This is a genomic window from Halobacterium wangiae (genome assembly GCF_021249345.1).
In the GTDB taxonomy this organism is placed as follows: domain Archaea; phylum Halobacteriota; class Halobacteria; order Halobacteriales; family Halobacteriaceae; genus Halobacterium; species Halobacterium wangiae.
This window is the reverse complement of sequence record NZ_CP089588.1, coordinates 2,309,187-2,333,333: the sequence shown is the minus strand read 5'-3', so window position 1 is coordinate 2,333,333 and position 24,147 is coordinate 2,309,187. Positions and strand designations below refer to the sequence as shown.

Here is a 24,147-nt window from a genome sequence, read left to right as displayed (position 1 = left end):
TCCGTATATGCCCTTGGTTCTCGGCGCGTCTACCGTCCCTACGGGCCGGGGGTAGGTGCCGCCTTCTGGAGTGCGGTCTCGGCGATGTTGCCGCCGTAGTCCGCGCTCCGGGACAGCGAGTCGACGACGAGGCCGAGGTGCTGGGCCTGACGTGCGTCGAGGTCGTGGAGGAGGTCGTCGACAGTCCGGGCGTGTTCGTCGATCTCGCGGACGTCCGCTCGCGCCTTGTTCGCGAGTCGAGTGGCTTCCTCCGGGTCGTCGGCGAACAGCGCGTCCATCGCGGTCTGGATGATCTCGGTGGCGTCCGCCTCGAGGTCGCGGAGCGCGTCCATCACCGCCGACGGGACCTCGGCGTCGAGGTCCTGGGTGACGCTGCCGATCTTCGCGGCGTGGTCGGCGACGCGTTCGAGCTGTCGCGCACTGGAGTGGTAGTCGAAGGCCGTCTCCCGGGAGACGCCGATCTCCTGTGCGACCTTCGGGGAGCGCAGCGCGCCGCGGTAGATGCGGGAGACGACGTACCAGAGGCGGTCGACGTCGTCGTCGCGCTCCATGACGTCCTGTGCGATGTCGGGGTCCCGCTCGCCGAGAGCCTGCAACGCGTCACCGAGCATAGAGACGGAGATGAGGTGCATCCGCCTGACCGCGTTGTGGATGGAGAGCTCCGAGGAGTCCAGGAGGTCCTGGATGACGACGCGGTTGCTCGTCTCCTCGAGCACTTCGAGGCCGACGAGCCCCTGTGTGGCGTTCCGGATGACGCGGCGCTGGTCGGCGTCGATGCGGTCGGCTTCGAGCGCGAGCACGTCGAAGCCGCTGACGTACATCGTCATCACGGCGCGCATGAGTTCGTCGCCCTCCATGCCCGAGATATCGAGGGTCCCTTCGTCCGCGTCTCCTGCCGTGACGGGCGTCAACAGTAGCGACCCGCTGTCGGGGTGGAAGCCGACCTCGTCACCCGCCTCGACGTCGTGCTCTCGGGCCCAGTCTTTGGGGATGGACACTGTGAACGTCGATCCGCCCGTGACCTGGACCTTCCTGCGTTCCATGTCTCGGCGTTTCGGGCAGCACAATATAAACACTTCCCCTTGTATATAGACTGGCCAGGTAGTACGGATAGGTGCCAATAAACCCACCCACTGGCCCCCTGCACTTGTTTTACGCCATCCATACCAGCCCAGTATTCCAGGCGAAATGACGGTGGGAACGTCTGTATGGGTACGGCTATATAGCCATCATAGTAGGGTACTTATTCGAGTCGTGCCGAGATTCTGGTGATGACAGGAAACGACCCGGAGCGGACTGTTCGCACGCGCCGTCAGGTTCTCGCGGGGCTCGGAGCCGTCGGGGCGGCAACCATCGCCGGCTGCCAGAGCACCGAGGGCGGCGGCTCGGGCGACGGGCTCTCGGGCACAATCGACATCGCGGGGAGCTCCACCGTCTTCCCGCTCGCGACGGCGATGTCCGAGGAGTTCCGGGCGGACCACGGTGAGGTCGGCTTCAACCTCCAGTCCACCGGCAGCGGCGGTGGCTTCGCGAACCACTTCTGCCCGGGCAACACCGACTTCAACAACGCCTCCCGGGCCATCCGCGAACCGGAACAGGAGCAGTGCGCGAGCAACGACGTCGAGCCGGTCGAGCTCACCGTCGCGACCGACGCCCTCACGGTCATCGTCAACAACGACCTCGACATCGACAGCATCACCGTCGAGGACCTCGCGACCATCTGGTCGGCCGAGGAACAGCCGGAGACGTGGGCCGACGTCAACTCCGAGTGGCCCGACGAGCCCCTCGAACTGTACGGCCCGTCGGACGCCTCCGGCACGTACGACTACTTCATTGAGGCAATCCTCCACAGCGGCGACTCGGAGGTCGGCCACCGCCAGGACTACTCCGCCACCGAGCAGGACCGCACCATCATCCAGGGCGTCGAGGGCTCCCAGTCCGCGATGGGGTACCTCGGGTTCGCGTACTACTCGACGAACACGGACCGCGTGAAGGCGCTCGCCATCGACGACGGCGACGGCGAACCCGTCGAACCCAGCCTCGAGACCGCACGGAGCGGCGAGTACCAGCCGCTCTCCCGGCCGCTGTTCACGTACGCCTCGAAGTCCTCGCTCTCCGAGGAGCACGTCGCGGAGTTCGCGCGCTTCTGGCTGGAGAACTCCACGAGCGAGCAGATCGTCGCCGAGGACGTCGGCTACGTCCCGCTGAGTGAGGAGGACCAGCAGGCCCAGATGGACACCCTAGAGACCGCCATCGAGGACGCAGGGAACTAGCCGCGAGACAGCTAACGAAGACGTTATACGTACACCATGACCGATTCAATGCAATGAGCGGCGACAGCCTGGAGGAAGACCTCACACGTCGAACCCAGAACGCGCCCCCGGAGTTGCTCTCGCGGACGTTCTTCTTCCTCTGTGCAGCACTGTCGATCGTCACCACGATCGGCCTCGTGGTGCTGCTCACGACGGAAGCCGCGAAGTTCTTCTCGTTCTCGGCCCCGCTGGTCGGCGCCCAGGGAGAGACGGTGTCCGTCGTGAAGTTCCTGACGAAGACAAACTGGCAACCGACCGCTGGGCAGTTCGGCGTGCTGCCGCTGGTGACGGCGACGCTGATGGTGATGATCGGGTCCTCACTCATCGCGTTGCCTCTCGGCGTCGGGACCGCCATCTACCTCAGCGAGTACGCCAGCCCCAGGGTCCGGTCGCTGCTGAAGCCGGGTCTGGAGATTCTCGCGGGCATCCCGACGGTCGTCTACGGCTTCTTCGCCGTCATCTACATCACGCCAGCGCTCCAGCCGTACGTCCCCGGACTCGGGACGTTCAACATGCTGTCGGCAGCCATCGTCGTCGGCATCATGATCATCCCAATGGTCGCGTCCATCAGCGAGGACGCGATGTCCGCGGTCCCGGAGGACCTCCGGCAGGCCGGCTACGGGATGGGCGCGACGAAGTTCGAGGTGTCGACCGGCGTCGTCGTCCCGGCGGCGCTCTCGGGCATCTTCTCCTCGTTCATCCTCGCGCTCTCGCGAGCCATCGGCGAGACGATGGCCGTCACCATCGCGTCCGGGTCGACCGCGCAGTTGCTCAACTTCATCAACCCCGCGGCCTACACGGAACGCGCGCTCCCGATGACCGCGGCGATGGTGAAACTCATCGGTGGCGACGTCACCGGGGGCGGCCTCGCACAGCAGAGCGTGTTCGCTATCGGTATCACGCTGTTCGTGATCACGCTCGCGATGAACATCGTCAGCGACGTGGTGGCACAACGCTACCGGGAGGAGTACTGAGATGGCCACGAACACAGAGACGGAGTCCGAGGGGTTCGGCCGGGTCAGCCGGTCCACGGGCGTGGTGTTCCGCTACCTCCTGCTGGGCGCGACGCTGTTCGGCCTCGTCTTCGTCACCGTCCTGCTCGCCTACGTCGCGAACGACGCCATCCAGCCGCTGACGGCGGACCCCGGCTGGCACCTCACGTTCTTCCTGACGCTGGTCGTGCCGACGCTCGCAGTCGCGGGCTACCTCTACCGCCAGCCCGAGGACGTCCTGAACACGGGCGCGCTCTCGATCGGACTGGTGGTCGTCTCGCTGCTGTTCAGCGGCGGGGCCGCGATGATATTCGTGGACATCGTCACGCCGCTGACGTGGCTGGCGTTCGTCGTCGCGCTCGCCGTGCCCGCCGCGGTCACCGCCGCCGTGGTCAGGTACGACCACCGTGTCCCCTTCACCGCGCAGTTCGTCGTCACCGTGGCGGCGTTCTACCTCTCGCTGTTCGGTATCCCCGGCCCGGTAACCGACATCCAGGTCGTTCCGGGCCTGTTCGGTCTCATCTCCGGCGTCCCCTTCGCGCCTGCACCGTGGCTGATGCTCGTTGGGACCCTCGGCCTCCCCATCGCCTTCGTCAGCGGTCGAATCGTCGCCCACGACCGCGGCCGACGTACCACCGTCCTGCTCACCCTCGCCTTCCTCGCGGTGGCGGCCGCGGGCGGGGTCGTGGCACCGTTCGTCGGCGTCGACCCGGTTCCGGGCACCGTCGTCGCCACGGTCGGTCTCGTCCTGCCGCTGGCGTACGCCGTGAACGTCGCCGTGAACCGCCCGGCGGAGCGCGCCGGACTGCTGCTGCCCGCGGCCGTCGTCGTCGGTGCGCTCGTCGGCGCGATCGCCGTCGACGCGCTCGGGTTCGCGGGTCCCCAGTCGTGGATCGACTGGGCGTTCCTCACCAGCCCGCACAGTTCCTCCGCCGAGGAGGCCGGTTTCTACCCCTCCATCGCCGGCTCCATCCTCCTGATGCTGACCGTCGCCGTGTTCTCGTTCCCGGTCGGCGTCGGCGCCGCGGTCTACCTCGAAGAGTACGCGCCCGACAACAAGTTCACGCGCGTCATCGACGTCAACATCTCGAACCTCGCGGGCGTCCCGTCGGTCGTCTACGGGCTGCTCGGCCTCGCGCTGTTCGTCACCTACCTCGGCCAGTCGCCCGGGACGGTGCTCATCGGCGGCGCGACGCTGGGGCTGCTCATCCTCCCGATCGTCATCATCTCCGCGCGGGAGGCCATCCGGGCGGTGCCCGAGGAGATGCGCGCCGCGTCCTTCGGCATGGGCGCGACGCGCTGGCAGACCGTCAGGACCGTCGTGTTGCCGCGGTCGTTCTCAGGCATCCTCACCGGGACGATTCTCGCGCTCGGCCGCGCCATCGGCGAGACGGCGCCGCTCATCATGATCGGCGCACCCAACACCAAGTTCTCGGTCCCGACCGGCATCTCGGAGGCGGCCAGCGCGATGCCCCTGCAGGTGTACGCGTGGTCGAGCCTCTACGCCGGACCGGAGTTCTACGAGAAGGTGGTTCCGGCCGGCGTCGTGGTGCTCGTCGCCGTCCTGCTGGCGATGAACTCCATCGCGATCGTGCTGCGGAACAAGTTCCAGACCGGAGAGTGATTACGCATGACCGACAACGCTGACACCGACACCGACGCATCGACCGCCGACCCGACGAACGACGACATGCTCGTCGAGACCGACGTCGCGGGCGCGACAAGCTCCCGCGACCAGCCGGCGGTGACGCCCGACCCCATCATCCGCTCCCGGGACCTGAACGTCTACTACGGCGACGAACTCGCACTCGACAGCATCGACATGGACATCCCGGAGCAACGGGTGACCGCCATCATCGGCCCCTCGGGCTGCGGGAAGTCGACATTCCTCCGGTGTATCAACCGGATGAACGACCGCATCCCCTCGGCGCGCGTCGAGGGCGAGCTGACGCTCCGCGGGAAGAACGTCTACGACGCCGACGTCGACCCCGTCGCGCTCCGCCGCCGCGTCGGCATGGTGTTCCAGGAGCCGAACCCGTTCCCGAAGAGCATCTACGACAACGTCGCCTACGGCCTGGAGATCCAGAACGTCGAGGGCGACTACGACGAGATCGTCGAGCAATCCCTCAAGCGAGCGGCGCTCTGGGACGAGGTCGAGGACCGCCTCGACGAGTCCGGTCTCGACCTCTCCGGCGGGCAACAGCAGCGCCTCTGCATCGCTCGCGCCATCGCCGTCGACCCCGAGGTCATCCTCATGGACGAGCCAGCGAGCGCACTCGACCCCGTCGCGACGAGCCAGGTCGAGGACCTCATCGAGGAACTCGCCGAGGACTACACGGTCGTCATCGTCACCCACAACATGCAGCAGGCCGCCCGCATCTCCGACAAGACCGCCGTCTTCCTCACCGGCGGCGAACTCGTCGAGTTCGGGGACACCGACCAGATCTTCGAGAACCCGGAGAGCCAGCGCGTCGAAGATTACATTACCGGCAAGTTCGGATAAATACACATGGCAAGACAGAGCTATCAGGACAAACTGGAGGCCCTTCAGAGCGACGTCCTATACATGAGCGAGGTCGTCACGGACCGCCTCCGGCTCGCACTCGAATCGATGGAACAGAAGGACAGCGACACTGCGTGGGACGTCATCGACGGCGACGACGAGGTCAACCAACTCTACCTCGACCTCGAGGAGGACTGTATCGACCTGCTCGCACTCCAGCAGCCGGTCGCGGGCGACCTCCGACTCATCGCGTCCTCGTTCAAGATCATCACCGACCTCGAACGCATCGGCGACCTCGCTGTGAACCTCGCCGAACACACCCTCGACGCCCGCCGCGACATGTTCCCCGAGGTCGACATCCAGTCCATCGGCGACACGACCGTCCAGATGGTCGAGGACGCGATGGACGCCTACGCGGCCGAGGACATCGACGCGTGCTACGCCATCGCGGCCAGCGACGACGACCTCGACGACCGCTGTCGGGCCGCCTCCAACACCGTGATGCGGGACCTCATCGAGACCGAGATCGACGACGAGACCGAGGAAGCAGAAGTCGAGGCGCTCATGCAGGACGTCTCCCGCCTCCTGCTCACCATCCGCGACCTCGAACGCGTCGGCGACCACGCGGTGAACATCTGCGCCCGCACCGTCTACATGGTCGAGAAGGACGACGAACTGATCTACTAACGTACCTTTTTACTGCGGGGGGTCGCCTGCGGCGACCCCCGTCTGCTCACGGCGCTTCGCGCCGTTCGCACGGCCAGCGGGACCTCCGGTCCCGCTCGGCTTGCAAAAAGCTACGCTAAAAACGTCCTGCGCTCACTCGCTACGCTCGTTCGCGCAGTGAATCGCGCCTCCGGCGCGAATGCTACCAGTACTGCACCGCTACAGCAGCTAGAACGGCGACTGGATCTCGTCGTCGAGGCCGTCGTCCTCGACCGGTGCTGCGTTCTCCGCTTTGAGTTCGTCGCCGAGTTCGCCGCGCTCCTCCAGTTCGGCCAGGATGTCGCTGCCGCCGACGAACTCGCCGTCGACGAACGTCTGGGGGATGGTCTCCCAGCCGCTGTGCTCCTCGAGAGCGACGCGGAACTCGTCGAGGCTCTGGAGCGTGTCCACCGTGTGGACGTCCGGGCGGTACTGGGAGATCAGTTCGACGGCGCGGTCCGAGAAGCCACACTGGGGCATCCTCGCGTCCCCTTTCATGAAGAGGACGACCTCGTTGTTCGCGATCGCGGCGTCGACGATGTCGTCGACCGCCTCCTGGTCCATCGAGGAGTCCATCGGGTTGAAGGCCATACCCCCACGTAGCGCGAGCGCGGAGAAAGGCCTTGCGTCGCCGGTGGTGCCTCGTGGCGTCGGTGGTCACGCCGAAGTCCCGGCGCGGCGACGCCCGACGAGCCAGCGTGCCCCGGCAGCGACGACCAGCCACGCGAGCACTCCGAGCGCCAGCGCGTCACCCAGTTCGAACGACGCGCCGTGGCGTGCCACCAGCGAGACGGCGAGGAGGCCGACGAACGTGTACCCGCCGAACCGCCACGCGTCGCCACTGCGGCAGTCTGGCGAGTAGTGGACGACGAGGGCGGCGACGAGCAACGAGAGTAACCCACCGGCGAGGACAGCGACCGAGGGCCCGAGCGTCGACCGGGAGAGCAGTTGGACGAGCGGGGCGAACGCGAGGCTCAGCGCGAGCGTCCGGTCGACCAGGCGGAGTACGAGACGCACAGTACACCCCCGAGGCGGACCAGCAAAAGTCCCGGTGCTAACAGACCGACTTCGCGTTCACGCCCATCCCCTCCAGCGCGGCTACGTACTCCTCGTAGGCGGCGTCGACGGCGCCAGTGGCGGCGGCTTCCGCGCGCTCCCAGTCCTCGTCGCTCTCGCAGGTCGCTGCCAGCAGTTCGACCGCTGCGTCGGTGTCCTCGCTCGTCTCGCGCTTCAACTCGCGGAACAGGTCCGCGCGGGCCTCGTCGGCCGCGTTGACGAAGTAGCCGACGAACTGCGTGAGCGTGCGAGTGGCGACGAGGCCGCGGCCGACGGTGGCGCCGGCACGCGAGACGGCGTCGTCCTGCTCGCGGAGGTAGTCGTGGACGGCGCCCGACTCGGCTGCGACTTCGTCGCCGAGTTCCGCCGTGACGCGGTCGTAGTGGTCGCGCTCGTGCGCCGCGAACGACTCGAACGTCTCCGCCGCGTCGCCGTCGCTGTCGGCGGCCCACGCCTCGAACACCTCGGTGGCCGCGGCCTCGCTGGCGGCGGCCGCGCGGAGCACCGTCTCCTCGGAGAGGTCCGCGCCCGTGATGGCGACCAGGCGCTTCGAGGAACCGAGGCGGTCGAGTTGCGTCGCGTTGGCTGCCTCGACGCTGTCGCGGAAGTTGTCGGCGTCCATACCGCGACGTACGCGAGCGGCGAACGTGAGTTTTTGGCACGCGAGCGTGTACTCCCGGTATGACCACGACGTCCGTCTCGCCGCGAGAACTGTACGACCGCATCCGACGCGGCGACGCGAGCGTCCTCGACGTGCGCAACCGCGACGAGTTCGAGGCCTGGCACGTCGACGGCCCGGACGTGACCGCCGCACACGTCCCGTACATGGAGTTCGTCTCCGCGCAGGTCACCGGTGACCCCGCGGACCTCCTCCCCGAGACGCTCTCGGAACCCGTCGTCGCCGTCTGCGCCGTCGGGGAGTCCAGCGACGAGGTCGCCGACTCGCTCCGGGAGTCGGGCGTCGACGCGGCGAACCTCGAGGGTGGGATGGAGGCGTGGGCCGACCTCGTCGTGAGCCACGACCTCGGGGACGGCGTCGTCCAGTACGAGCGCCCGTCGAGTGGCTGTCTCTCCTACCTCCTGGCGGACGGCGAGGAGGCCGCGGTCGTGGACCCGCTCGCTGCGGCCGCCGGGCGGTACGCCGCCGACGCTCGCGAACGCGACCTCGACCTCCGGTACGCGGTGGACACCCACGTCCACGCCGACCACGTCTCGGGTGTCCGCGCGGTGGCCGAGGAGACCGGCGCCGAGCGCGTGCTCCCCGAGGGAGCGACCGACCGCGGTCTCGACTACGACGCGACGCTCGTCGGCGACGGCGACGTGCTCGCGGTGGGCGACCGGGAACTGGTCGTCGAGCACGCACCCGGCCACACGACCGAACTCGTCGTCCTCGAGTGGGGCGAGGACCTGCTGACCGCGGACTGTCTGTTCCTCGACGGCGTCGGCCGGCCCGACCTGGAGGACGAGGACCGCGCTCGCGAGCTCGCCAGCCGGCAGTACCAGACGCTCCGGGACGTCGTGTTCGCCTACGGCGACGAGACGCGCGTGCTCCCGGGACACGTCGAGGCGACCACGCGCCCGGGGGAGCGAGGGTTCACGCGACCCCTGGGAGCGGTCCGAGAGCGCCTCGGACTCGCGGAACTCGACGAGGACGCGTTCGTCGAGCGACTCACGACGGACCTCCCGCCGCGGCCCGCGAACTACGCGGACATCGTCGCGGTGAACCTGGGGGAACGGGAAATCAGCGCGGAGACGCTGGAACTGGAGCGGGGGCCGAACAACTGCGCGGTGTCCTCCGCGTAGCTCCCGGGTACGAGTACAGAATCAGTCGTCGTCCGCTGCCGCAGCGTCGGCCTCGGCGGCGTCCTGTTCGATGCTCGGCGGGTACTTCCCGCGGTCGAGTTTCAGGTCGGACTGGGGGCGCGCCATGCAGGTGAGCGCGTACGCCTCGGCCTCCTCGTCGGTGAGGCCGCGGGCCGCCGGCTGGGTGACCTCGCCCTCCTCGATCTTGGCGGAACAGGCGAGACACATGCCGACGCGGCAGGAGTACTCCTGGGCGATACCCTCCCGGAGGCACGCCTTCAGGACGGTCTCAGTGTCGGAGACCTGAATCTCCTCGCCGGTCCCGACGAACTCCACGGTGTAGTCGGTCATAGCTTCGGGTTGCACGACGCCGGGTAAAACTCTTTATTCGTCCGTGTCCTCCCCCAGCCGACGGATTAGTGCATAAAGAGTTTTCCTCGGGGGCGTCAACTCGCGAGTATGACTACCTACGAGTACGACGTCGCCGTCGTCGGGGCCGGCACGTCGGGCTGCTACACGGCCGCGACCCTCGCCAGGGAAGGCTACGACGTCGCCGTCGTGGAGCGGAAGACCGAGGAGGAGGCGGGACACATCGCCTGCGGCGACGCGCTGAAGGGTGCGAACGCGTTCCCCGAGGCCATCCCGAAGGAGCGCCTCGAACCCGCGTTCACGAACACGGGCGTCGACCACGGCCGCTTCGAGATCCCCCAGGAGGACACCGTCCTCGACATCCCCGTCCCCGGCGAACTCGCGGTCATCGACCGCTGGGAGTACGGTCGCTGCGTCATCGAGGGCGCCAGCGACGCGGGCGCCGACTTCCACTACGACGTCGTCGTCCAAGACGTCGTGCAGGACGACTCGGGCCGCGTGACCGGCGTGAAGGGCAAACACCGCGGTGACGTCGTCGACTTCGAGGCGGACATCGTCGTCGACGCCGCGGGCGCGCTCTCGGTCCTGCAGGACAAGGTCGACGTCGACGACGCCACCTTCGACACGAACGTCTCCTACTCGCAGTTCTGCTCGGCGTACCGCGAGATCGTCGAGGTCCCCGAACCCGTCGAGTGGGACGACGCACTCGTCTTCAAGCCGACCGAGCGCGCCGCTGGCTACCTCTGGTACTTCCCGCGGACAGACACCGAGATCAACGCCGGCCTCGGCTTCCAGATGAACGAGGAGCCGATGAAGCTCGTCGACGACCTCAAACGCGACCTGCGCGGTCGTCCCGAGTTCCAGGGCGCCACGGTGAAGGACAAACTCGGCGCCGCGCTCCCGACGCGCCGACCGTACGACTCCGCGACGGCGCCCGGGTTCATGGCCGTCGGCGACGCCGCGGGCCACGTCAACCCGACCACGGGCGGCGGCATCGCGGGCGCCGCGTACGCCGGGAAGTACGCCGGCGAGCAGGCCATCGAGGCGCTCGAATCCGGCGACGTCTCGGAGGCCGCGCTGTGGGAGTACAACGAGCGCGTGATGGACCACTTCGGCGCGCGCTACGCCGGCCTCGACGTGTACAACGTGCTCTCGACGGCCGTCGACGTCGACGATCTGATGGGGCTGCTGGCCGCGCTCCCCGGGGAGAAACTCGCGGAGGCGCTGTACGCCGGCAGCACGGAGTTCAGTCTCCGCCTGAAGGTCGTCACCGCGCTGAAGTCCTTCGGCTACTGGTCGAACATCTGGGAGTTCTACCGGACGAAACAGCAGGCCGACCGCCTCATCGACCACTACGAGGACTACCCCTCCAGTCCCGACCGGATGCCGACCTGGCAGGCCCGTCGAGACGACATCATGGAGGACGTCTACGCGGTCACCGGCGCCGACCCGAAGTACTGACGGCTACTCCTCACCGTAGTCGCCGCCGTACTTGAGGATCGCCCACCCGAGTCCGACGACGGCGACCAGCGCCGCGAGCCCCGCGACGGCGAGGTCGCGCGCGCTGTTCGGGAGGATGGATGTCGGGCCGCCCTGGTCGGGGTCGCTCGTGACCTCCATCGTCGCCACCATGTCGACCGACTCGTGCGGGATGCAGAAGTACTCGTAGGTCCCCTCGACTTCGACGGTGTGTTCGTAGCTCTCGCCGCCGGGGACGTCCCCCTCGCTGGGGTAGGACTGGCGAGCCGTCTGCTCGGCCTCGAACCCGCCCGAGGCGAAGTAGTCGGCTTCCTCGGGGATCTCGTCCTCGTAGGCGGTGACGGAGTGACCGATCGACCCGACGTTCTCCCAGACGACGGTCGTGCCTGGAGCGACCGTGATGGAGTCCGACTCGAACACGAGCGAGTCCGTCATGTCGACGGTCTCGGTCTGTTCCTGTGCCGTCACAGACCCGGCGCCGACGACACCAGCGCCCCCAGCGAGGCCAGCGAGGAACCCGCGCCGTGTGACCTGTGAGTCCATGGTGACGTGTTCGGCAGCCAGCCACAAAGGGGTGACTCAGGAACGCGGTTCCTCGGTCGCAGCGCGCAGAATCGCGTTCGTGAGCGCCTCGATGCCGAGCGGGAGCGACGCCTCGTCCACGTCGAACGTCGAGGTGTGGTGGCCGCCCGGGTGGTCGGTCCCCACGCAGACGTAACACGCCAGCCCGCCGTGTTCCTGTACCCGCTTCATCAGGTAGGTCGCGTCCTCGCTCCCGCCGAGGTCGTCGCGTTCCAGCACGTTCTCGACGTCGTCGAGCGCGCTCGCCTCGTCCGCGAACACGTCCACGAGCGCCTGGTCGCTCGTCGCACTCGGCGCCTCGCCCTCGGTGTTGATCGTGACCTCGCACTCGTGCATGTCCGCCGAGGACTCGAGGACGCGCTCGGCCTTCTCCTTCATGTAGTGCATCAACTCGGTCGTCTCGCCGCGCACCTCGCCCTCGACGAACGCCTCCTCCGGGACGATGTTCGTCGCGGTGCCGCCGCCCGCACGACCGGCGTTCACCCGGGTCGCACCGCCGTCGTGGCGGGGAATCGCGTAGAGGTTCTGTATCGCTGTCGCCATCGCCTGCACCGCGTTCCGACCCTCCTCGGGGTGGGCGCCCGCGTGCGCGGACTCGCCCTCGAACTCCGCGAGGAGGTGGCTCACCGCGAGGAAGCCGTCGACGCCCGCAACCACCTCGCCGGTAGGGTGGTCGAGTCCGAGGTGGACGGCGTAGAGGTAGTCGACGTCGTCGAGGTGGCCGCTCTCGGCCATCGCTCTCCCGCCGCCGACGCGCTCCTCGGCCGGCTGGAAGAACAGCTTCAGCGTGCCCGAGAAGTCGCTGTCGGCGACGGCCTCGAGCACTCCGATGCCGAGCGTGACGTGCCCGTCGTGCCCGCAGGCGTGCATGTACCCCTCGTGCTCCGACCGGAACTCCTCGCCCGCGGGGTAGTGGTCCGCGTCGCTGGACTCCGTGATGTGCAGCGCGTCGATGTCCACGCGCAGGCCCACCGTCGGCCCGTCACCGCGTTCCAGCACCGCGACGGCGCCCGTGTAGCCGCCAGCTAGCTGAGCGAGGACCGCCTCGCTGGCGCCGTCCTCCCGCGCCTGGTCCAGCCAGGTGGCCAGCGTCTCCTCGTCCGGGACGGCCATCCTGCCGGTGGGGTCGATCGCGTCGGGACCGACGTACAGTTCGTCGACGCCGATCCGGTCGCACTCCTCTACGACGCGCGCGGTCGTGTAGAACTCGCACCACGCCGGCTCGGGGTGTCTGTGGAGGTCACGTCGAAGTGCGAGAAGCGGGTCGAGTTCCGTACTGGCCATACCAGGAGAGGGAGCGCCAGCCACTATAAAGCTGTCAGGGGTGGTCTGTGGTGGCAAGTTATTTATTACACCCTTTCGATTTTGTATCGTGTTAGCATGAGTAATGGTGATGAGTACGACGAAGAGGTAGGAGAGGCCGAGGCGATGGCCACGGGCGAGGACAGGGGTACTCGCATCGACTTCTACGGCGGGAAGTGGATGAGTGCGTTCCCACTCGCCTTCTTCGTGGTGTGGGCCATCTTCCAGAGCGGCATCCTCCGCATCGGTGACACCACCGGTCTCGTCGCGGGGATGCTCGTGGGCCTCATCGTCGGCCTGCTCTTCGTCAAGGGGTCGTGGAAAGGCTACGCGAACACAATCTTCGAGGGGATGACCCGTCGGGTCGCGGCCACCGCAGTCGTGGCGTGGCTCTGGGCGGGGATGTTCGCCGAGACGATCCAGGTCGGTGGGTTCGTCGGTGGACTCGTCTGGGCGGCCGACGCAGCGGGCATCGGCGCCGCGCTGTTCCCGGCAGCGTCGTTCATCCTCGCGGCGTTGCTGGCGACCGGCATCGGCACCGGCTACGGGACGACTGTCGCGTTCACGACGCTGTTCTTCCCGGCCGGCGTCCTGCTGGGCGCCAGTCCGGTGTTGCTGTTCGGCGCCATCCTCTCGGGGGCCGTCTTCGGGGACAACCTCGCGCCGGTCAGCGACACGACCATCGTGAGCGCGGTCACCCAGGACTCCGACATCGGGGGTGTCGTCGCCTCGCGGTTCAAGTACGCCCTCGTGGCGGCCGTCATCGCCTTCGCTGGCTACGTGGTCGCGGGTGGTCTGATGTCCGGTATCGACATCGCCGCCGAAGCCCAGCAGATCTTCGTCGGTGAGAGCGAGCCCGCGGGGCTCCTCCACCTGGTCTCGATGCTCGTCGTCATCGGGACTGCCGTCGCGGGACGGCACATCATCGAGGCCATCTCCTGGGGCATCATCGTGGCGTTCGTCTTCAACGTCGTCTTCGGGCTGGCGTCGGTCGCCGACATGGTCGTCTTCCAGGCGCCGGAGGGACTCGAGATCGCCCAGTCGCTCTCCTGGCTCCCGTTCGTCGAACTCGTCGACACCACCCAGGAGGGCGTCAGTGCCGCGGTCGGCGGGAGCCTCTACAGCGGTGCGTCGGGTTTCTTCCCGCTCATCGTGCTGGTGTTGCTCATCGTCGCGGCCGCACAGGTCATGATCCGCGGCGGTGGCTTCGAGGCGCTCCAGGACTGGCTGCTCGAGTCGGTCGCGACCAGCGTGCGTCGCGCGGAAACCTCGATGGTGCTGGGGACCGCAATCGTCAACGCAATGATCACGATCAACACGGCCGCAGAGATCGCCATCGGGCCGTACATCGCCCGGGTCGGCGAGCGGTTCAACATCAACGGCTACCGGCGCGCGAACATCCTCGACGCGAACACGTCCGCGCTCGGCTACATCTTCCCGTGGTCGGGCGGCGTGCTCGTCGGCTACACCCAGCTACAGGGGCTCCCCGACGAGTACGAGTGGTTCACCCAGTCGATGGTCGTGAACCCGGCGGACGTCGTGCCGTACGTGTTCCACGGCTGGGTCCTGGTCGCGGTGTTCCTGCTCGCCGCGCTCACAGGGTTCGGGCTGGAGTACACTAGCGACCGCGAGTCCGAGGAGGTCGATCGCCTATGAGTCGCTTCAAGAAGTTCACGGAGGGCCTGACGTTCCGGACGAACCGACCGTCGTTCGACGTCGGTGAGGAACTGTCGGTGTTCGTCACCGGCGACAAGGACGGGACGCCCGTCGCGCGCATCGGCGACACGGTCCTCCACCTGCCCGACGAGTCGGTGAGTCTGGTGGACAAGCGGGTGCTGCTCCGCGTGACCGAGTTCGACGAGAACAGGCACGTCGGCGAGGCGGAGTACCTCGAGACGGTCGGGGAGAGCGCCTTCTGAGCGCACCCGCCGCTCGGCGTTCGAGCGCGCGAGTCGGAGGATAGCTTCGAGAGCGTACGAGAGCGGCGTTACGCGGATCCCATCGGCTTCTGCTGTTCGAGTTCCGCTTCCACGTGGACGCTGTCCGGGAACGACCGTTCCATGATGGACCGCGCCAGGTCGTCGTGGCCGTACAGTTCGATGCGTCGGCGGTAGACGGTGTACGTCCAGCGACCAGCCGACTCGTCGCCGTCACCGTCGAGTCGGGCGTACAGCGGGACGGTGAGTTTGCCCGGCGCGTCGGAGTGCGGGCCTTTCATCTGGGCGCCCTTCCGACGGCAGGTCTCCTTGATGTCGGAGACGACGCCGTCGAGGGCCGCACGGTCCCCGCTCTTCAGGGATAGTTTCGTGACGAAGGTCATGGCTGGGTACTGCTACAGAGTGAGACGGTCCACCGTGAAAAAGCGTGCGTTTGGCCGCCCGGGCTGTTTCTGGGCCGGACGGTCCGACATTCTCTTAACCGGCGGCTGTATATGTCCTCTCAATGACGGTCGAAGCGACCAGCGCCGGAGCGATCCTGTTCCGCGACACGCGGGACCGGCGCGAATACCTCCTCCTGAAGAGCCGGCCCGGGGACTGGGAGTTCCCGAAGGGCGGCGTGGAGGGGGACGAAGAGCTCCAGCAGACGGCGATACGAGAGGTACAGGAGGAAGCCGGCATCGAGGATTTCCGCCTCGTCGACGGGTTCCGTGACGACTACGACTATGTGTTCGAGGCCAACGGCAAACGCATCCACAAGACGGTCCACCTGTTCATCGCGAAGTCCTTCGAGGCGAACGCGGAACTGTCGAGCGAACACTCGGACCTGCAGTGGCGCGACTACGACCAGGCCATCAACACAATTACACAGGACGGCCCCCGGGACATCCTCCGGGACGCACACGACTTCCTCGACGAGAAAGTCGAGGCCTGACCGGGGGTTCCCACCCCGACAGGTTCGCGTGTGTCGAGCGGTCGCGCTGTCGAAGCACTGCCGGTGGACGGCGAAAGAGGTAGGTTGCTCGCTCGCGCTCCTCCGTTCGTGGCCGACTCCGAGTTCGCGTTCGAGCTCCGCGTCTGTGCGTGGGCGGAACGGCACTGGCACCCCGAGGGAGCGGGGCGGCCGTCGCTCGTCGCGCGCCAGCTGGGCACCCGCGACCGCCGCTGGGACACCGTCGTCGTCGAGGTAGCCCCCGAGGCGCTGGCTGCACGCGCGAACTTCGGGACGAAGCGACTCGACTCCGACCTCCTCCACGTCGTCCGGAACGCGCCCGCAGACTGGCAGTTCTACCGGGACGTGCTCCCCTACCCGGGCTACCCGTGGCGGTACGTCCGCGAGGCCGTCCACCGGGCGGGCGACCGCGGCGTCGTCGAGACCAGGAAGAACGGGAACAGGATAGAGCTCCGGCGGAAGTGGGCCTACCCCGACTGGGTGGAGCGCATCGTCGCCGTGGAGAACAAACCCGACCTAGACGCGTCGGCGGCGGACGCCCTGGCCGACCAACTGGAGCGCGACGTGGCGCTGTCGCTGGCCGACGAGGTGTGGCTGGCGACGCAGAGCGACGGAGAGCGCGTCGAGCGCGCGCTCCTCCAGGAGATGCCCGTCGAGGCGGGCATCCTCGTCTTCGACGGCGGCGAGGCGTCAGTCGAGTGGCACCCGCGCTCGCTCGACACGGACGGCGCGGGCACCCGCATCACCGAGCGCCCGAGTGGCGGCGAGTTCGACCAGTCCGCGGCGACCTTCGAGTACGTCGACGCCGAGTGGAAGGCCGAGAAACGCCTCGAGATCGCCGAGCGGGCCTACGAGCGCGGCTGGCGGTCGTACCTCGACACAATGCGCCCGGACTGCCGGCACTTCGCCGTGAAACGCGCCGAGCACGGTTACGTCCCGTACTGCGGCGCGAAGGACCGCGAGCAGACCGCCGCGGAGTGCTCCGGGTCGTGCCGGGAGTACGAGCCCGAACCGCCCGCGTGGCGACAGCAGGGGTGGCCGCTGAAGGGCGGCCCCGGCTCGGGAATCCGTGACGTGCTCGAAGAACGGAGACAGCGCCAGCGGTGAGCAGCGTCGGCGGTAGTCGTTTCGGCGCTCTACTCTGCTCCGGCGTCAGTCGTCCTCGTCGTCCTCGACGTTGACTTCGTCGCGGGGGACGGCGAGCTTGTACGTCGGGACCGTCCGGTGCTCGACTTCGACGATACCCTTGCGCTTGAGCGTCTGGAGCGCACGGCGGACGTCGGCGGCCTCGGTCTCCGGCGCGTCGAACTCGTCGCGGACCGAGTGGAGCACGGAGACGACGCTCTCCGCGCGCTCGTCGGGCCCCGCGATGACCGCGAACACGCGACGCTCGTTCTCGGACATGTGGACGGCCGGCGCCTCGCCGTCCTCCGGTTCCGCGCCGACGAGCGTGGCGGCCTCCGCGGTCGCTCGGATCAGGCTGTTCTCGTCGCGGTAGTAGTAGTCTCGCAGTTCGCCTTCGAGGTACTGGTGGACGTCGCTGCCGCTCTCCATCCCCCAGCGGTCCTGCAGGTCCCCGTTCTTCGTGGGCTGGAGTTCCACGATGTCCGCCAGCCGCTCGCGGTCCTCCTCGGAGAGGGTCATGGGAGTCAGTTCACCCGCGTGGTATTTCGGGCTTGCGAAGAGGCGGGGAGTACGTAGAGACGGACGTCGCGCAGTAGTATCGAGTGACGGCACCAACTGAAAGCCCTCGGCGCTGTCGGCTCGTGCGCCTTGCTGTGCTCCTCGCTCACTTCGTTCGCTGCGGTGCTTGCTTCGTCGGACGTCGCCGACAGCACCTCGCCCTTTCAATCCACCAGGGTGTCGCCTGCCCCACTCGCTACCGGCAACCAACGGTCGATATCCGAACAGCCGCCGCTCCGTACCCCCGGAGATTATGTCGGTTCTCGCCGTCGCTGTGAACATGGCAGACACCGTCCAACTGGACGTCGAAGACGACGTCGCGACCGTCACCGTGGACCGACCGGACAGCCTCAACGCGCTGAACGTGGAGACGCTGGAGGCACTCGACGACGCCATCGAGGAAGCCGAAGACGCCGACGCCCGAGCGCTCGTGCTCACCGGCGCCGGCGAGAAGGCGTTCGTCGCGGGCGCGGACATCTCCTACATGGCCGAGATGGACGTCCAGGAGGCCGAGGAGTACGCCGACCTCGGTCACTCAGTGGCGAACGCCATCGAGTCGTTCCCGGCGCCCGCCATCGCCTGCATCAACGGCTACGCGTTCGGCGGCGGGATGGAACTCGCGCTCGCCTGCGACCTCCGCGTGGCCTCCGAGCGCGCGGTGCTCGGCCAGACCGAGATCGACCTCGGCATCATCCCGGGCTGGGGCGCCACCCAGCGGCTCCCGCGACTCGTCGACGACGAGACGGCGCGTCGACTCGTCTACTTCGGCGACCGCCTCGACGCCACGGACGCACACGAGGAGGGACTCGTCGGCGAGGTACTCGCCCACGACGAACTCCGCGAGTACGTCGACGAACTCGCGGCCGAACTCGCCGCACAGCCCGCGACCGCGCTCCAGGCCGCCAAAGAGGCGATCAACCAGAGCCACGAGACGACGCTGGAAGCGGGTCTCGACTTCGAGCGTCGCACCTGGGCGGGGCTGTTCGGCAGCCACGACCAGCGCGAGGGGATGGCGGCGTTCCTCGAGGACCGCGACCCAAAGTTCGAGTAGGACAGTTCAGTCGCCGGGAACCGCGCGGATCGGCTGCGGGTCGACGAGGGTCTCCTGGACCTGCGAGTAGACGACGACCAGCGCGGCGGCCGCGAGTACGGCGCCGACCGCGAACGGCGTGACGAAGCCGAAGCGCACCAGGTAGCCCGACGCCAGCGGCCCGATCGCGGTGCCGAGGCCGAACCCCATCGTGAGGATGGACAGCGTCGTCCCGGACTCGCCCTCCCTCGCGAGGTCACCGGCGACCGCGAGCGACGGCGCGAACACCGCTGCGACCGCGACGCCCTGCAGGAACCGCGAGACGATCATCGTCGCGGGCGTGAGCGCGTACCCCTGGGCGAGCGTCGCGGGAATGAGGAGGAGGAACCCACCGACGAGGAACGGGCGGCGACCGTACCGGTCGCTCGCGCGGCCGATCGGCACCTGGAACAGGACGTTGGCGATGACGACCGTCCCGAACTCCAGGCCGAACAGCACGTTGTCCTGGCCGAGTCGCTCGTTGATGATCGGTTCGAGCGTGGCGAACAGCGAGATGGTGATCCCCATGCAGACGGTGGCGACGCCGAGCGCGAACACGGGGTCGAGCAGGCCGCTGTCGCCGCGGACCGCTATCGAGAGGTCCTCGCCCGCCTTCGCCCGGGTCTCCTCGACGTCGGAGACGAGGAAGCTGACGAGCAGGAAGCTGAGGAACGCGCCGACGACGGCGACCCCGAACGCGGCGTCGAAGCCGTACCGCGTGAGCACGAACCCGGCGACCACGGGACCGAAGCCGAAGCCGATGAGGCGGAACGTGTTGAACACGCCGAAGTTGTTGCCCCGGGTGTCGGTCGTCGCGAGTTCGTTCACGAGCGCGACCGTGGCGGGGATGGTGAGTGCGGCACCGATGCCCTGCAGCGCGCGCAACACGATCACGAGCCGGTAGTCCGAGACCAGTGCGTAGCTCCCGGAGGCGACACCGAGGAGCGCCAGACCGGCGAGGATGAACACCTTGCGTTTGCCCGCGCGGTCCGACGCGCGCCCCGTGAACGGCTGGAGGAAGCTGTTGAGGAAGCCGAACGCCGAGAGCACGACACCGACGAGCAGGGACGGCGTGACGACCAGCAGGTCGACGCCGAGGACGGCGAGCTGTCCGGTGTACTGGTCGACCGCGACGCGGCCGTGTGCGCCGATGTACGCGGGGAGCACGACGATGAGGAAGGAGTTGCCCACGGCGTCGGCCATCCGCGCCAGCGCCAGTACCAGCACGCGTCGGTCCGTGTCGAACAGCGCCATCGGCAGGGCCTACGTCGCCACCCCGGTTTACCGTTCGGGGTTCGGCCACGTTGGCCGGGAAACAGTTAGGGGTGTCGGAGTGGTACCACACGACATGGCACGCGAGGTCAAACTCAACCACCTGTCCGCCGAGCTCGAGGCGCTCTCGTACCCCGCGTCCCACGAGGACGCCCAGGCCACGTTCGAGGACGTCGTGTTACGCTACGCGGACGGCGAGGAACCGTTCGTCGACGTCCTCGAGCGGTCCCAGGAGGACGTGTTCGTGAGTCGCGACGACCTCGAGTCCGAGATCTACAACAACCTCCCGACGGAAGCCGTCGGCGAACCCGGGCAGTCGGAGGGCGAAGGGTGAAACACGGCGCTTAACTGCGGCGACGAGAAACGACGGGCATGGAATTCTGCGACGAGTGCGGCTCGATGATGAAAGCCGAGGACGGGCTCTGGGTCTGTGGGAGCTGTGGGAGCAAGCAGCCGAAGGACCCGGACGCGTCCTACGTCGTCACCGAGGGGCAGGAGGAGACCGAGATCGTCGACGTCAGCGACGCCCAGGACAAGGGCCTGCCGAAGACGACGGTCGTCTGCCCGAACTGCGAGAACGACGAGGCACACTGGTACATGCAGCAGATCCGCTCGGCGGACGAGTCCGAGACGCGATTCTTCATCTGTACGGAGTGCGAGCACCGCTGGCGCGAGGACGACAACTAGGCCGCCCGCGAATCTTTATCTACCAGAACGCGACCAGCGACGGCCATGTACTGAGGAGGAGTGGGGGCGGTGGATGCGGCGAGGCGGCGAGCCGCCCCGGAGGAGAGTCGCCGGACAGCTCAGGGCTTGCGCGCGAACAGCAGGTAGCCGGTGTGGCCCACGCCGGCCGTCGAGGGCCGGGAGCCGCGGTCGTCGATGTCCAGCCGGCGCTGGATCGTCTCGACCGTCTCGACGTCCGCAAGGCCGACCTCCCGCGCAGTCAGTTCCGTCTCGCGGGCGTTCTCGACGAACGGCGAGTAGACGGCGACGTAGCCGCCCGAGACGAGCATGTCGGGAGCGTTCGCCACGACCTCGGGCGCGTTCTGCGTGTCGAGGGTGAGGAGGTCGAACCCGGAGAGGTCCTCGAGGTGTTCGGTGACGTCACCGGTCCGTACCTCGACCGTGTCCGCGACCTCCGCGAGCTCCATGTTCTCGCGAGCGACGTCGGCGAACTCGGCGTCCCGCTCGAAGGTCAGGACGTCCGCGCCGAGGCGGCCGAGGTACGCAGCGAGCACACCCGTTCCCGTGCCGGCGTCGAGCACGCGGTCCCCGGCGGCGGCGCCGGTGTGGCCGACGACCAGCCCGATGTCCTTGGGCATCATCGGCGCACCCGTTCGCTCCAGGTGGTTGAACAGGTCCGGGCCGCGCAGCTTCCGGACCGTGAACGGCTCGCCCAGGTGGGACTCGACGGTGTCGCCGGACGTCGGGTCGGCTGGCACCTCGACGACGCCGAGGTCGGTGTGCAGCTCTTCGCCCGGCGCCACGAGGAACTCCCGGTCGCCGCGGACGAGCAGAATCACTCCAGCTGGTCGATGGCCGCCGCGAGGTCGCCGTCGGTGGCCTCCAGTGCCTCCCGGGCCTCGTCCTCGCTGGCGCCCGTGCGCTGGGCGACGATGTCGACGTCGCCCTGCGGGATCGCTTCGTCGGCCGCCCCGCCGTCGTCACCGGACTCGACCTCGGCCGCACCCTCCCGCTCGCTGGGTTCGCCGATGATCTGGTAGGTCTCCTGACCGCGGGCGTCCATCTTCGTCACGTCGGGGTCCGAGAACACGATCTCGTTGCCGTCCGCACGCTTGATGACCACCTCGGTGGCGTCGATCTCGTCGACGTCGATGCCCATCTGTTCCATCATCTGTTTCATCTTCCGTGGGTTCATGCCGCCTCCACCAAACATACGCGGACGGTCGCGTCGCGGGAAGAAAAGAATGGCGAACCGCTCGCCGGTCTGGCGTCGTCTCGCCGGGCCCAACCTGCTACGGCCAGCTGTTCACTGCTCCGGGTCGACTCCGGAGCGCACCATCACGGCCATCCCCGTCTCAAAGTCCAGCATCGACTGCGCGTCGAGTTCTGCCCGACCGACCGCCAGGAGGGCGCCCGACTCGTGGACGACCGCGACCTCGTCGTCGGCCCGAACCGCCGGGTCGACCGCCTGGACGAACTTCGCGAACACGTTCTTCCCCTCCCGGACGAACGGCTCGCTGTCGTCGCCGACGACGACGCGAGCGACCGGGTGAGGGAGTGCGTCGACGAGGCGCTGGCCGCCGGCGGTACCGAGCGTGAACCGGCCGTCGAGGCCGACCGAGACGAGTCGCCCGCCGTCACCGCGAGCGACCTGCTGTGGACGGCCGGTGCTCGAGCGCCGTACTTCGAGGTGGCCGTCCTCGGGGAACAGCGCGGTACCGGCTCCCGCGGCGAACTGGTAGTCCGCGACCGTGCGGAGCGACTCGACGTCCGCGTCCTGCATAGGTTCCGGTCGGCCATCCGTGCGTAAAGCCGCTTCGGGTCGACGGTTTGGATGAGCTTATGTACCGTCGGCTGCAACGGCACTCCATGAGCGACACGATGAAGATCGGGATTGCGGGCGTCCTACTGCTGGTTAGTGCCGCACTACTGTTCTACTCCGGACTCAACCCGAACGCGACGGCGACCCTACTCGCCGTCTCCGGACTGGCGACGAGCGGTCTGGCGGCCGGGTCCCTGCTGATGGGGAGCACCGGCTCGGACGGCCGGATGGTCTAGAGCAGGAACGTCTCTTCTCGTTCGCTGAGGTCGATGAACGAGTCCGCGACTTCGACGAGTTCGTCGGCCGCCGACTCCCCGAACGCCATGACCTCGACGCGGACGCCCTCGTGGCGGAGGTGACTGCAGAGCCGCGAGAAGTCGCCGTCGCCCGTACAGAGGACGACCGTGTCGACGTGGTCGGCCAGCGAGACGGCGTCGAGGCTCATCCCGACGTCCCAGTCGGCCTTCTTCGAGCCGTCGCCGAACGTCTTGATGTCCTTGATCTTCGTCTCGAAGCCGATGTCGAGGAGCGCCTCGAAGAACCGGTCCTCGTCCTCGGCCTGCGCCCGGATGACGTAGGCGATGGCGCGAGTGAGCTGGCGGCCCTGCACTGCCTTCTCGAGTAGCGAGCCGTAGTCGATGTTCCGGGAGTAGACGCTCTGTGCGGAGTGGTAGAGGTTCTGGGAGTCTGCGAGAACCGCGACGCGCTGGGCGTCCTGAATCGGAGCCATACTCCTCCTCGGGTTCGACCCGTAATGAAAGTACGCGACAGTCACGCCGACGGCGTGTCGTGTCGGGAGACGGCGAGGGTGTCGGGGTCGAGGCGGTAGTAGGACTCCCACGCTGGCGCGAGCGAGAGGACGCGCGTCTCGCCGTACGTCGACTCGACGTGCTCGTGGTGGTGGCCGACGAGACAGAGGTCGGGTTCGAGAACGTCCAGCAGTTCGTCGATGTACTTGCAACCGACGTCGTACTCCTCGGTGACCGGGAGGCCGTGGGGCGCCTCGTGGGCGAGGAACACGTCCACGTCGTCGAGTTCCTTCGCGCGTTCGACGTCCTCGCGGACGAAGTGGCGGCGCCGGTCCCCGCGCAGCATCGTCCGCTCCTTCTCGAACTGCGTCGGCGCGTAGTTGCCCGAGAGGCCGGCTACCCGGAGTCCCTCGACGGTCTCGGCGGTGCTGTGGAGGAGCACGGCGTTCGACACGTCGTCGCTCTCGACGCGGCCGTGGCGGAGCGACTCGACGACGTCGAAGTCCTCGTTGTTGCCGCCGATGAAGTAAGTCGGAATCGGGAGGTCGTAGTACATCAGGTCCCCGGCCTGGAGTGCGACGGCCGCGTCTGCCGCGCGGTAGGCGGCGAACAGCGAGCGCCGTCTGTCGTGCGTGTCCGCGTGAGCGTCGCCGAGGACGAGCATCCACAACTACTCGGTCCAGACGGGGCAAAAAACCCCCGATGGCGAGCGGTCGGCGGTGGCGTCGGCAGAGGATGACCGTGACGACAGGATTTTACCCCTGTGGTCCCCAGTGAGAGGTATGATTGGCGCTCCCGACGCTCAGTTCGCCGCCTCGGGGAGCGCCGTCTCCTTCTCGGGTAAACGCCGCACAGCCGACCACTAGGTTCGAC

Annotated in this window: 30 protein-coding genes; 15 read left to right on the top strand and 15 right to left on the bottom strand. The window is 67.9% G+C overall.

What is annotated here, in order from left to right:
• Window positions 1-38: 38 nt before the first annotated feature.
• Window positions 39-1,043: a phosphate signaling complex PhoU family protein gene (locus tag LT965_RS12245; RefSeq protein ID WP_232701086.1), complete on the bottom strand. Its 1,005-nt coding sequence runs from the start codon at window positions 1,041-1,043 to the stop codon at window positions 39-41.
• Between the two features lie 228 nt (window positions 1,044-1,271).
• Here LT965_RS12245 and LT965_RS12240 point away from each other — a divergent pair, with 228 nt between their 5' ends.
• The 5 genes from LT965_RS12240 (at window position 1,272) to phoU (ending at window position 6,494) form a co-directional block, all read left to right on the top strand.
• Window positions 1,272-2,273, top strand: a complete 1,002-nt coding sequence (locus LT965_RS12240; RefSeq protein ID WP_232701085.1) for a PstS family phosphate ABC transporter substrate-binding protein — start codon at window positions 1,272-1,274, stop codon at window positions 2,271-2,273.
• 53 nt (window positions 2,274-2,326) lie between these two features.
• Window positions 2,327-3,286, top strand: a complete 960-nt coding sequence (pstC, locus tag LT965_RS12235; protein WP_232701084.1) for a phosphate ABC transporter permease subunit PstC — start codon at window positions 2,327-2,329, stop codon at window positions 3,284-3,286.
• 1 nt (window position 3,287) lies between these two features.
• On the top strand, window positions 3,288-4,928 hold the full coding sequence (gene pstA, locus LT965_RS12230) for a phosphate ABC transporter permease PstA (protein ID WP_232701083.1): 1,641 nt from the start codon (window positions 3,288-3,290) through the stop codon (window positions 4,926-4,928).
• A 66-nt stretch (window positions 4,929-4,994) separates the two neighbouring features.
• A complete protein-coding gene (gene pstB, locus LT965_RS12225) occupies window positions 4,995-5,807 on the top strand; it encodes a phosphate ABC transporter ATP-binding protein PstB (protein WP_232703587.1) in 813 nt (270 codons plus the stop codon).
• A 6-nt stretch (window positions 5,808-5,813) separates the two neighbouring features.
• Window positions 5,814-6,494 carry a phosphate signaling complex protein PhoU gene (gene phoU, locus LT965_RS12220; RefSeq protein WP_232701082.1) on the top strand — a complete coding sequence of 227 codons (681 nt, stop codon included), beginning with the start codon at window positions 5,814-5,816 and terminating at the stop codon, window positions 6,492-6,494.
• Between the two features lie 207 nt (window positions 6,495-6,701).
• On the opposite strand, the gene LT965_RS12215 is transcribed toward phoU, so the two are convergent.
• The 3 genes from LT965_RS12215 to LT965_RS12205 form a co-directional block, all read right to left on the bottom strand.
• A complete protein-coding gene (locus LT965_RS12215; protein WP_232701081.1) occupies window positions 6,702-7,103 on the bottom strand; it encodes a glutaredoxin family protein in 402 nt (133 codons plus the stop codon).
• A 66-nt stretch (window positions 7,104-7,169) separates the two neighbouring features.
• The gene (locus LT965_RS12210) at window positions 7,170-7,529 is read right to left on the bottom strand and encodes a hypothetical protein (protein WP_232701080.1); all 360 of its coding nucleotides are present in this window, start codon (window positions 7,527-7,529) and stop codon (window positions 7,170-7,172) included.
• A 37-nt stretch (window positions 7,530-7,566) separates the two neighbouring features.
• Window positions 7,567-8,190: a rubrerythrin family protein gene (locus LT965_RS12205; protein ID WP_232701079.1), complete on the bottom strand. Its 624-nt coding sequence runs from the start codon at window positions 8,188-8,190 to the stop codon at window positions 7,567-7,569.
• Window positions 8,191-8,249: 59 nt separating this feature from the next.
• On the opposite strand from LT965_RS12205, the gene LT965_RS12200 reads away from it, so the two are divergent.
• Window positions 8,250-9,371, top strand: coding sequence for an MBL fold metallo-hydrolase (locus LT965_RS12200; protein ID WP_232701078.1), 1,122 nt, complete (start codon window positions 8,250-8,252; stop codon window positions 9,369-9,371).
• Window positions 9,372-9,392: 21 nt separating this feature from the next.
• Here LT965_RS12200 and LT965_RS12195 read toward each other — a convergent pair whose 3' ends face one another.
• Window positions 9,393-9,722 (bottom strand): 2Fe-2S iron-sulfur cluster-binding protein, encoded by a 330-nt coding sequence (locus tag LT965_RS12195; protein ID WP_232701077.1) that lies wholly within the window; start codon window positions 9,720-9,722, stop codon window positions 9,393-9,395.
• Between the two features lie 108 nt (window positions 9,723-9,830).
• On the opposite strand from LT965_RS12195, the gene LT965_RS12190 reads away from it, so the two are divergent.
• Window positions 9,831-11,201 (top strand): geranylgeranyl reductase family protein, encoded by a 1,371-nt coding sequence (locus LT965_RS12190; protein ID WP_232701076.1) that lies wholly within the window; start codon window positions 9,831-9,833, stop codon window positions 11,199-11,201.
• Between the two features lie 3 nt (window positions 11,202-11,204).
• Here LT965_RS12190 and LT965_RS12185 read toward each other — a convergent pair whose 3' ends face one another.
• Window positions 11,205-11,762: a plastocyanin/azurin family copper-binding protein gene (locus tag LT965_RS12185; protein ID WP_349292030.1), complete on the bottom strand. Its 558-nt coding sequence runs from the start codon at window positions 11,760-11,762 to the stop codon at window positions 11,205-11,207.
• 36 nt (window positions 11,763-11,798) lie between these two features.
• A complete protein-coding gene (locus LT965_RS12180) occupies window positions 11,799-13,085 on the bottom strand; it encodes an amidohydrolase (RefSeq protein WP_232701075.1) in 1,287 nt (428 codons plus the stop codon).
• Between the two features lie 144 nt (window positions 13,086-13,229).
• On the opposite strand from LT965_RS12180, the gene LT965_RS12175 reads away from it, so the two are divergent.
• Both LT965_RS12175 and LT965_RS12170 read left to right on the top strand, forming a co-directional pair.
• Window positions 13,230-14,759: a Na+/H+ antiporter NhaC family protein gene (locus LT965_RS12175; RefSeq protein ID WP_232703586.1), complete on the top strand. Its 1,530-nt coding sequence runs from the start codon at window positions 13,230-13,232 to the stop codon at window positions 14,757-14,759.
• Window positions 14,756-15,022: a DUF7513 family protein gene (locus LT965_RS12170; protein ID WP_232701074.1), complete on the top strand. Its 267-nt coding sequence runs from the start codon at window positions 14,756-14,758 to the stop codon at window positions 15,020-15,022. The genes LT965_RS12175 and LT965_RS12170 overlap by 4 nt, the downstream gene beginning before the upstream one ends.
• Window positions 15,023-15,090: 68 nt before the next feature.
• Here the strand turns inward: LT965_RS12170 and LT965_RS12165 are convergent, their stop codons facing one another.
• Window positions 15,091-15,423 (bottom strand): uS10/mL48 family ribosomal protein, encoded by a 333-nt coding sequence (locus LT965_RS12165; protein WP_232701073.1) that lies wholly within the window; start codon window positions 15,421-15,423, stop codon window positions 15,091-15,093.
• Between the two features lie 122 nt (window positions 15,424-15,545).
• Here LT965_RS12165 and LT965_RS12160 point away from each other — a divergent pair, with 122 nt between their 5' ends.
• Complete coding sequence (locus LT965_RS12160; protein ID WP_232701072.1) at window positions 15,546-15,974, top strand: bis(5'-nucleosyl)-tetraphosphatase; 429 nt, start codon at window positions 15,546-15,548, stop codon at window positions 15,972-15,974.
• A gap of 108 nt (window positions 15,975-16,082) precedes the next feature.
• Complete coding sequence (locus LT965_RS12155; RefSeq protein ID WP_232701071.1) at window positions 16,083-17,099, top strand: DUF5787 family protein; 1,017 nt, start codon at window positions 16,083-16,085, stop codon at window positions 17,097-17,099.
• A gap of 45 nt (window positions 17,100-17,144) precedes the next feature.
• Here LT965_RS12155 and LT965_RS12150 read toward each other — a convergent pair whose 3' ends face one another.
• Window positions 17,145-17,636: a DUF5797 family protein gene (locus LT965_RS12150; RefSeq protein WP_232701070.1), complete on the bottom strand. Its 492-nt coding sequence runs from the start codon at window positions 17,634-17,636 to the stop codon at window positions 17,145-17,147.
• A 319-nt stretch (window positions 17,637-17,955) separates the two neighbouring features.
• Here LT965_RS12150 and LT965_RS12145 point away from each other — a divergent pair, with 319 nt between their 5' ends.
• Window positions 17,956-18,726 carry an enoyl-CoA hydratase/isomerase family protein gene (locus LT965_RS12145; RefSeq protein ID WP_232701069.1) on the top strand — a complete coding sequence of 257 codons (771 nt, stop codon included), beginning with the start codon at window positions 17,956-17,958 and terminating at the stop codon, window positions 18,724-18,726.
• A gap of 6 nt (window positions 18,727-18,732) precedes the next feature.
• Here LT965_RS12145 and LT965_RS12140 read toward each other — a convergent pair whose 3' ends face one another.
• Window positions 18,733-19,998 (bottom strand): MFS transporter, encoded by a 1,266-nt coding sequence (locus LT965_RS12140; RefSeq protein WP_232701068.1) that lies wholly within the window; start codon window positions 19,996-19,998, stop codon window positions 18,733-18,735.
• A 94-nt stretch (window positions 19,999-20,092) separates the two neighbouring features.
• On the opposite strand from LT965_RS12140, the gene LT965_RS12135 reads away from it, so the two are divergent.
• The gene (locus tag LT965_RS12135; protein ID WP_232701067.1) at window positions 20,093-20,350 is read left to right on the top strand and encodes a DUF5789 family protein; all 258 of its coding nucleotides are present in this window, start codon (window positions 20,093-20,095) and stop codon (window positions 20,348-20,350) included.
• Window positions 20,351-20,388: 38 nt separating this feature from the next.
• Entirely contained in the window at window positions 20,389-20,703 is a 315-nt protein-coding gene (locus tag LT965_RS12130) for a transcription factor S (RefSeq protein ID WP_232701066.1), read from the top strand.
• Between the two features lie 119 nt (window positions 20,704-20,822).
• On the opposite strand, the gene LT965_RS12125 is transcribed toward LT965_RS12130, so the two are convergent.
• The 3 genes from LT965_RS12125 to LT965_RS12115 form a co-directional block, all read right to left on the bottom strand.
• On the bottom strand, window positions 20,823-21,542 hold the full coding sequence (locus LT965_RS12125) for a tRNA (adenine-N1)-methyltransferase (protein ID WP_232701065.1): 720 nt from the start codon (window positions 21,540-21,542) through the stop codon (window positions 20,823-20,825).
• On the bottom strand, window positions 21,539-21,916 hold the full coding sequence (locus tag LT965_RS12120) for a nascent polypeptide-associated complex protein (protein WP_232701064.1): 378 nt from the start codon (window positions 21,914-21,916) through the stop codon (window positions 21,539-21,541). Before LT965_RS12120 ends, LT965_RS12125 begins: the two co-directional genes overlap by 4 nt.
• A gap of 93 nt (window positions 21,917-22,009) precedes the next feature.
• Window positions 22,010-22,486, bottom strand: a complete 477-nt coding sequence (locus LT965_RS12115; protein ID WP_232701063.1) for a PUA domain-containing protein — start codon at window positions 22,484-22,486, stop codon at window positions 22,010-22,012.
• Window positions 22,487-22,572: 86 nt separating this feature from the next.
• Here LT965_RS12115 and LT965_RS12110 point away from each other — a divergent pair, with 86 nt between their 5' ends.
• Window positions 22,573-22,761, top strand: coding sequence for a hypothetical protein (locus tag LT965_RS12110; RefSeq protein ID WP_232701062.1), 189 nt, complete (start codon window positions 22,573-22,575; stop codon window positions 22,759-22,761).
• Here LT965_RS12110 and LT965_RS12105 read toward each other — a convergent pair.
• Complete coding sequence (locus LT965_RS12105) at window positions 22,758-23,255, bottom strand: LabA-like NYN domain-containing protein (protein WP_232701061.1); 498 nt, start codon at window positions 23,253-23,255, stop codon at window positions 22,758-22,760. The genes LT965_RS12110 and LT965_RS12105 overlap by 4 nt on opposite strands.
• Before the next feature lie 41 nt (window positions 23,256-23,296).
• Complete coding sequence (locus LT965_RS12100; RefSeq protein WP_232701060.1) at window positions 23,297-23,938, bottom strand: metallophosphoesterase family protein; 642 nt, start codon at window positions 23,936-23,938, stop codon at window positions 23,297-23,299.
• Window positions 23,939-24,147 lie beyond the last annotated feature (209 nt).

Bases quoted from the DNA above. Each gene is read 5' to 3' on its own strand.
- LT965_RS12245 (WP_232701086.1), bottom strand. From the start codon at position 1,043: ATGGAACGCAGGAAGGTCCAGGTCACGGGCGGATCGACGTTCACAGTG.
- LT965_RS12240 (WP_232701085.1), top strand. From the start codon at position 1,272: ATGACAGGAAACGACCCGGAGCGGACTGTTCGCACGCGCCGTCAGGTT.
- pstC (WP_232701084.1), top strand. From the start codon at position 2,327: ATGAGCGGCGACAGCCTGGAGGAAGACCTCACACGTCGAACCCAGAAC.
- pstA (WP_232701083.1), top strand. From the start codon at position 3,288: ATGGCCACGAACACAGAGACGGAGTCCGAGGGGTTCGGCCGGGTCAGC.
- pstB (WP_232703587.1), top strand. From the start codon at position 4,995: ATGCTCGTCGAGACCGACGTCGCGGGCGCGACAAGCTCCCGCGACCAG.
- phoU (WP_232701082.1), top strand. From the start codon at position 5,814: ATGGCAAGACAGAGCTATCAGGACAAACTGGAGGCCCTTCAGAGCGAC.
- LT965_RS12215 (WP_232701081.1), bottom strand. From the start codon at position 7,103: ATGGCCTTCAACCCGATGGACTCCTCGATGGACCAGGAGGCGGTCGAC.
- LT965_RS12205 (WP_232701079.1), bottom strand. From the start codon at position 8,190: ATGGACGCCGACAACTTCCGCGACAGCGTCGAGGCAGCCAACGCGACG.
- LT965_RS12200 (WP_232701078.1), top strand. From the start codon at position 8,250: ATGACCACGACGTCCGTCTCGCCGCGAGAACTGTACGACCGCATCCGA.
- LT965_RS12195 (WP_232701077.1), bottom strand. From the start codon at position 9,722: ATGACCGACTACACCGTGGAGTTCGTCGGGACCGGCGAGGAGATTCAG.
- LT965_RS12190 (WP_232701076.1), top strand. From the start codon at position 9,831: ATGACTACCTACGAGTACGACGTCGCCGTCGTCGGGGCCGGCACGTCG.
- LT965_RS12185 (WP_349292030.1), bottom strand. From the start codon at position 11,762: ATGGACTCACAGGTCACACGGCGCGGGTTCCTCGCTGGCCTCGCTGGG.
- LT965_RS12180 (WP_232701075.1), bottom strand. From the start codon at position 13,085: ATGGCCAGTACGGAACTCGACCCGCTTCTCGCACTTCGACGTGACCTC.
- LT965_RS12175 (WP_232703586.1), top strand. From the start codon at position 13,230: ATGGCCACGGGCGAGGACAGGGGTACTCGCATCGACTTCTACGGCGGG.
- LT965_RS12170 (WP_232701074.1), top strand. From the start codon at position 14,756: ATGAGTCGCTTCAAGAAGTTCACGGAGGGCCTGACGTTCCGGACGAAC.
- LT965_RS12165 (WP_232701073.1), bottom strand. From the start codon at position 15,423: ATGACCTTCGTCACGAAACTATCCCTGAAGAGCGGGGACCGTGCGGCC.
- LT965_RS12160 (WP_232701072.1), top strand. From the start codon at position 15,546: ATGACGGTCGAAGCGACCAGCGCCGGAGCGATCCTGTTCCGCGACACG.
- LT965_RS12150 (WP_232701070.1), bottom strand. From the start codon at position 17,636: ATGACCCTCTCCGAGGAGGACCGCGAGCGGCTGGCGGACATCGTGGAA.
- LT965_RS12145 (WP_232701069.1), top strand. From the start codon at position 17,956: ATGGCAGACACCGTCCAACTGGACGTCGAAGACGACGTCGCGACCGTC.
- LT965_RS12140 (WP_232701068.1), bottom strand. From the start codon at position 19,998: ATGGCGCTGTTCGACACGGACCGACGCGTGCTGGTACTGGCGCTGGCG.
- LT965_RS12135 (WP_232701067.1), top strand. From the start codon at position 20,093: ATGGCACGCGAGGTCAAACTCAACCACCTGTCCGCCGAGCTCGAGGCG.
- LT965_RS12130 (WP_232701066.1), top strand. From the start codon at position 20,389: ATGGAATTCTGCGACGAGTGCGGCTCGATGATGAAAGCCGAGGACGGG.
- LT965_RS12120 (WP_232701064.1), bottom strand. From the start codon at position 21,916: ATGTTTGGTGGAGGCGGCATGAACCCACGGAAGATGAAACAGATGATG.
- LT965_RS12115 (WP_232701063.1), bottom strand. From the start codon at position 22,486: ATGCAGGACGCGGACGTCGAGTCGCTCCGCACGGTCGCGGACTACCAG.
- LT965_RS12110 (WP_232701062.1), top strand. From the start codon at position 22,573: ATGAGCGACACGATGAAGATCGGGATTGCGGGCGTCCTACTGCTGGTT.
- LT965_RS12105 (WP_232701061.1), bottom strand. From the start codon at position 23,255: ATGGCTCCGATTCAGGACGCCCAGCGCGTCGCGGTTCTCGCAGACTCC.
- LT965_RS12100 (WP_232701060.1), bottom strand. From the start codon at position 23,938: ATGCTCGTCCTCGGCGACGCTCACGCGGACACGCACGACAGACGGCGC.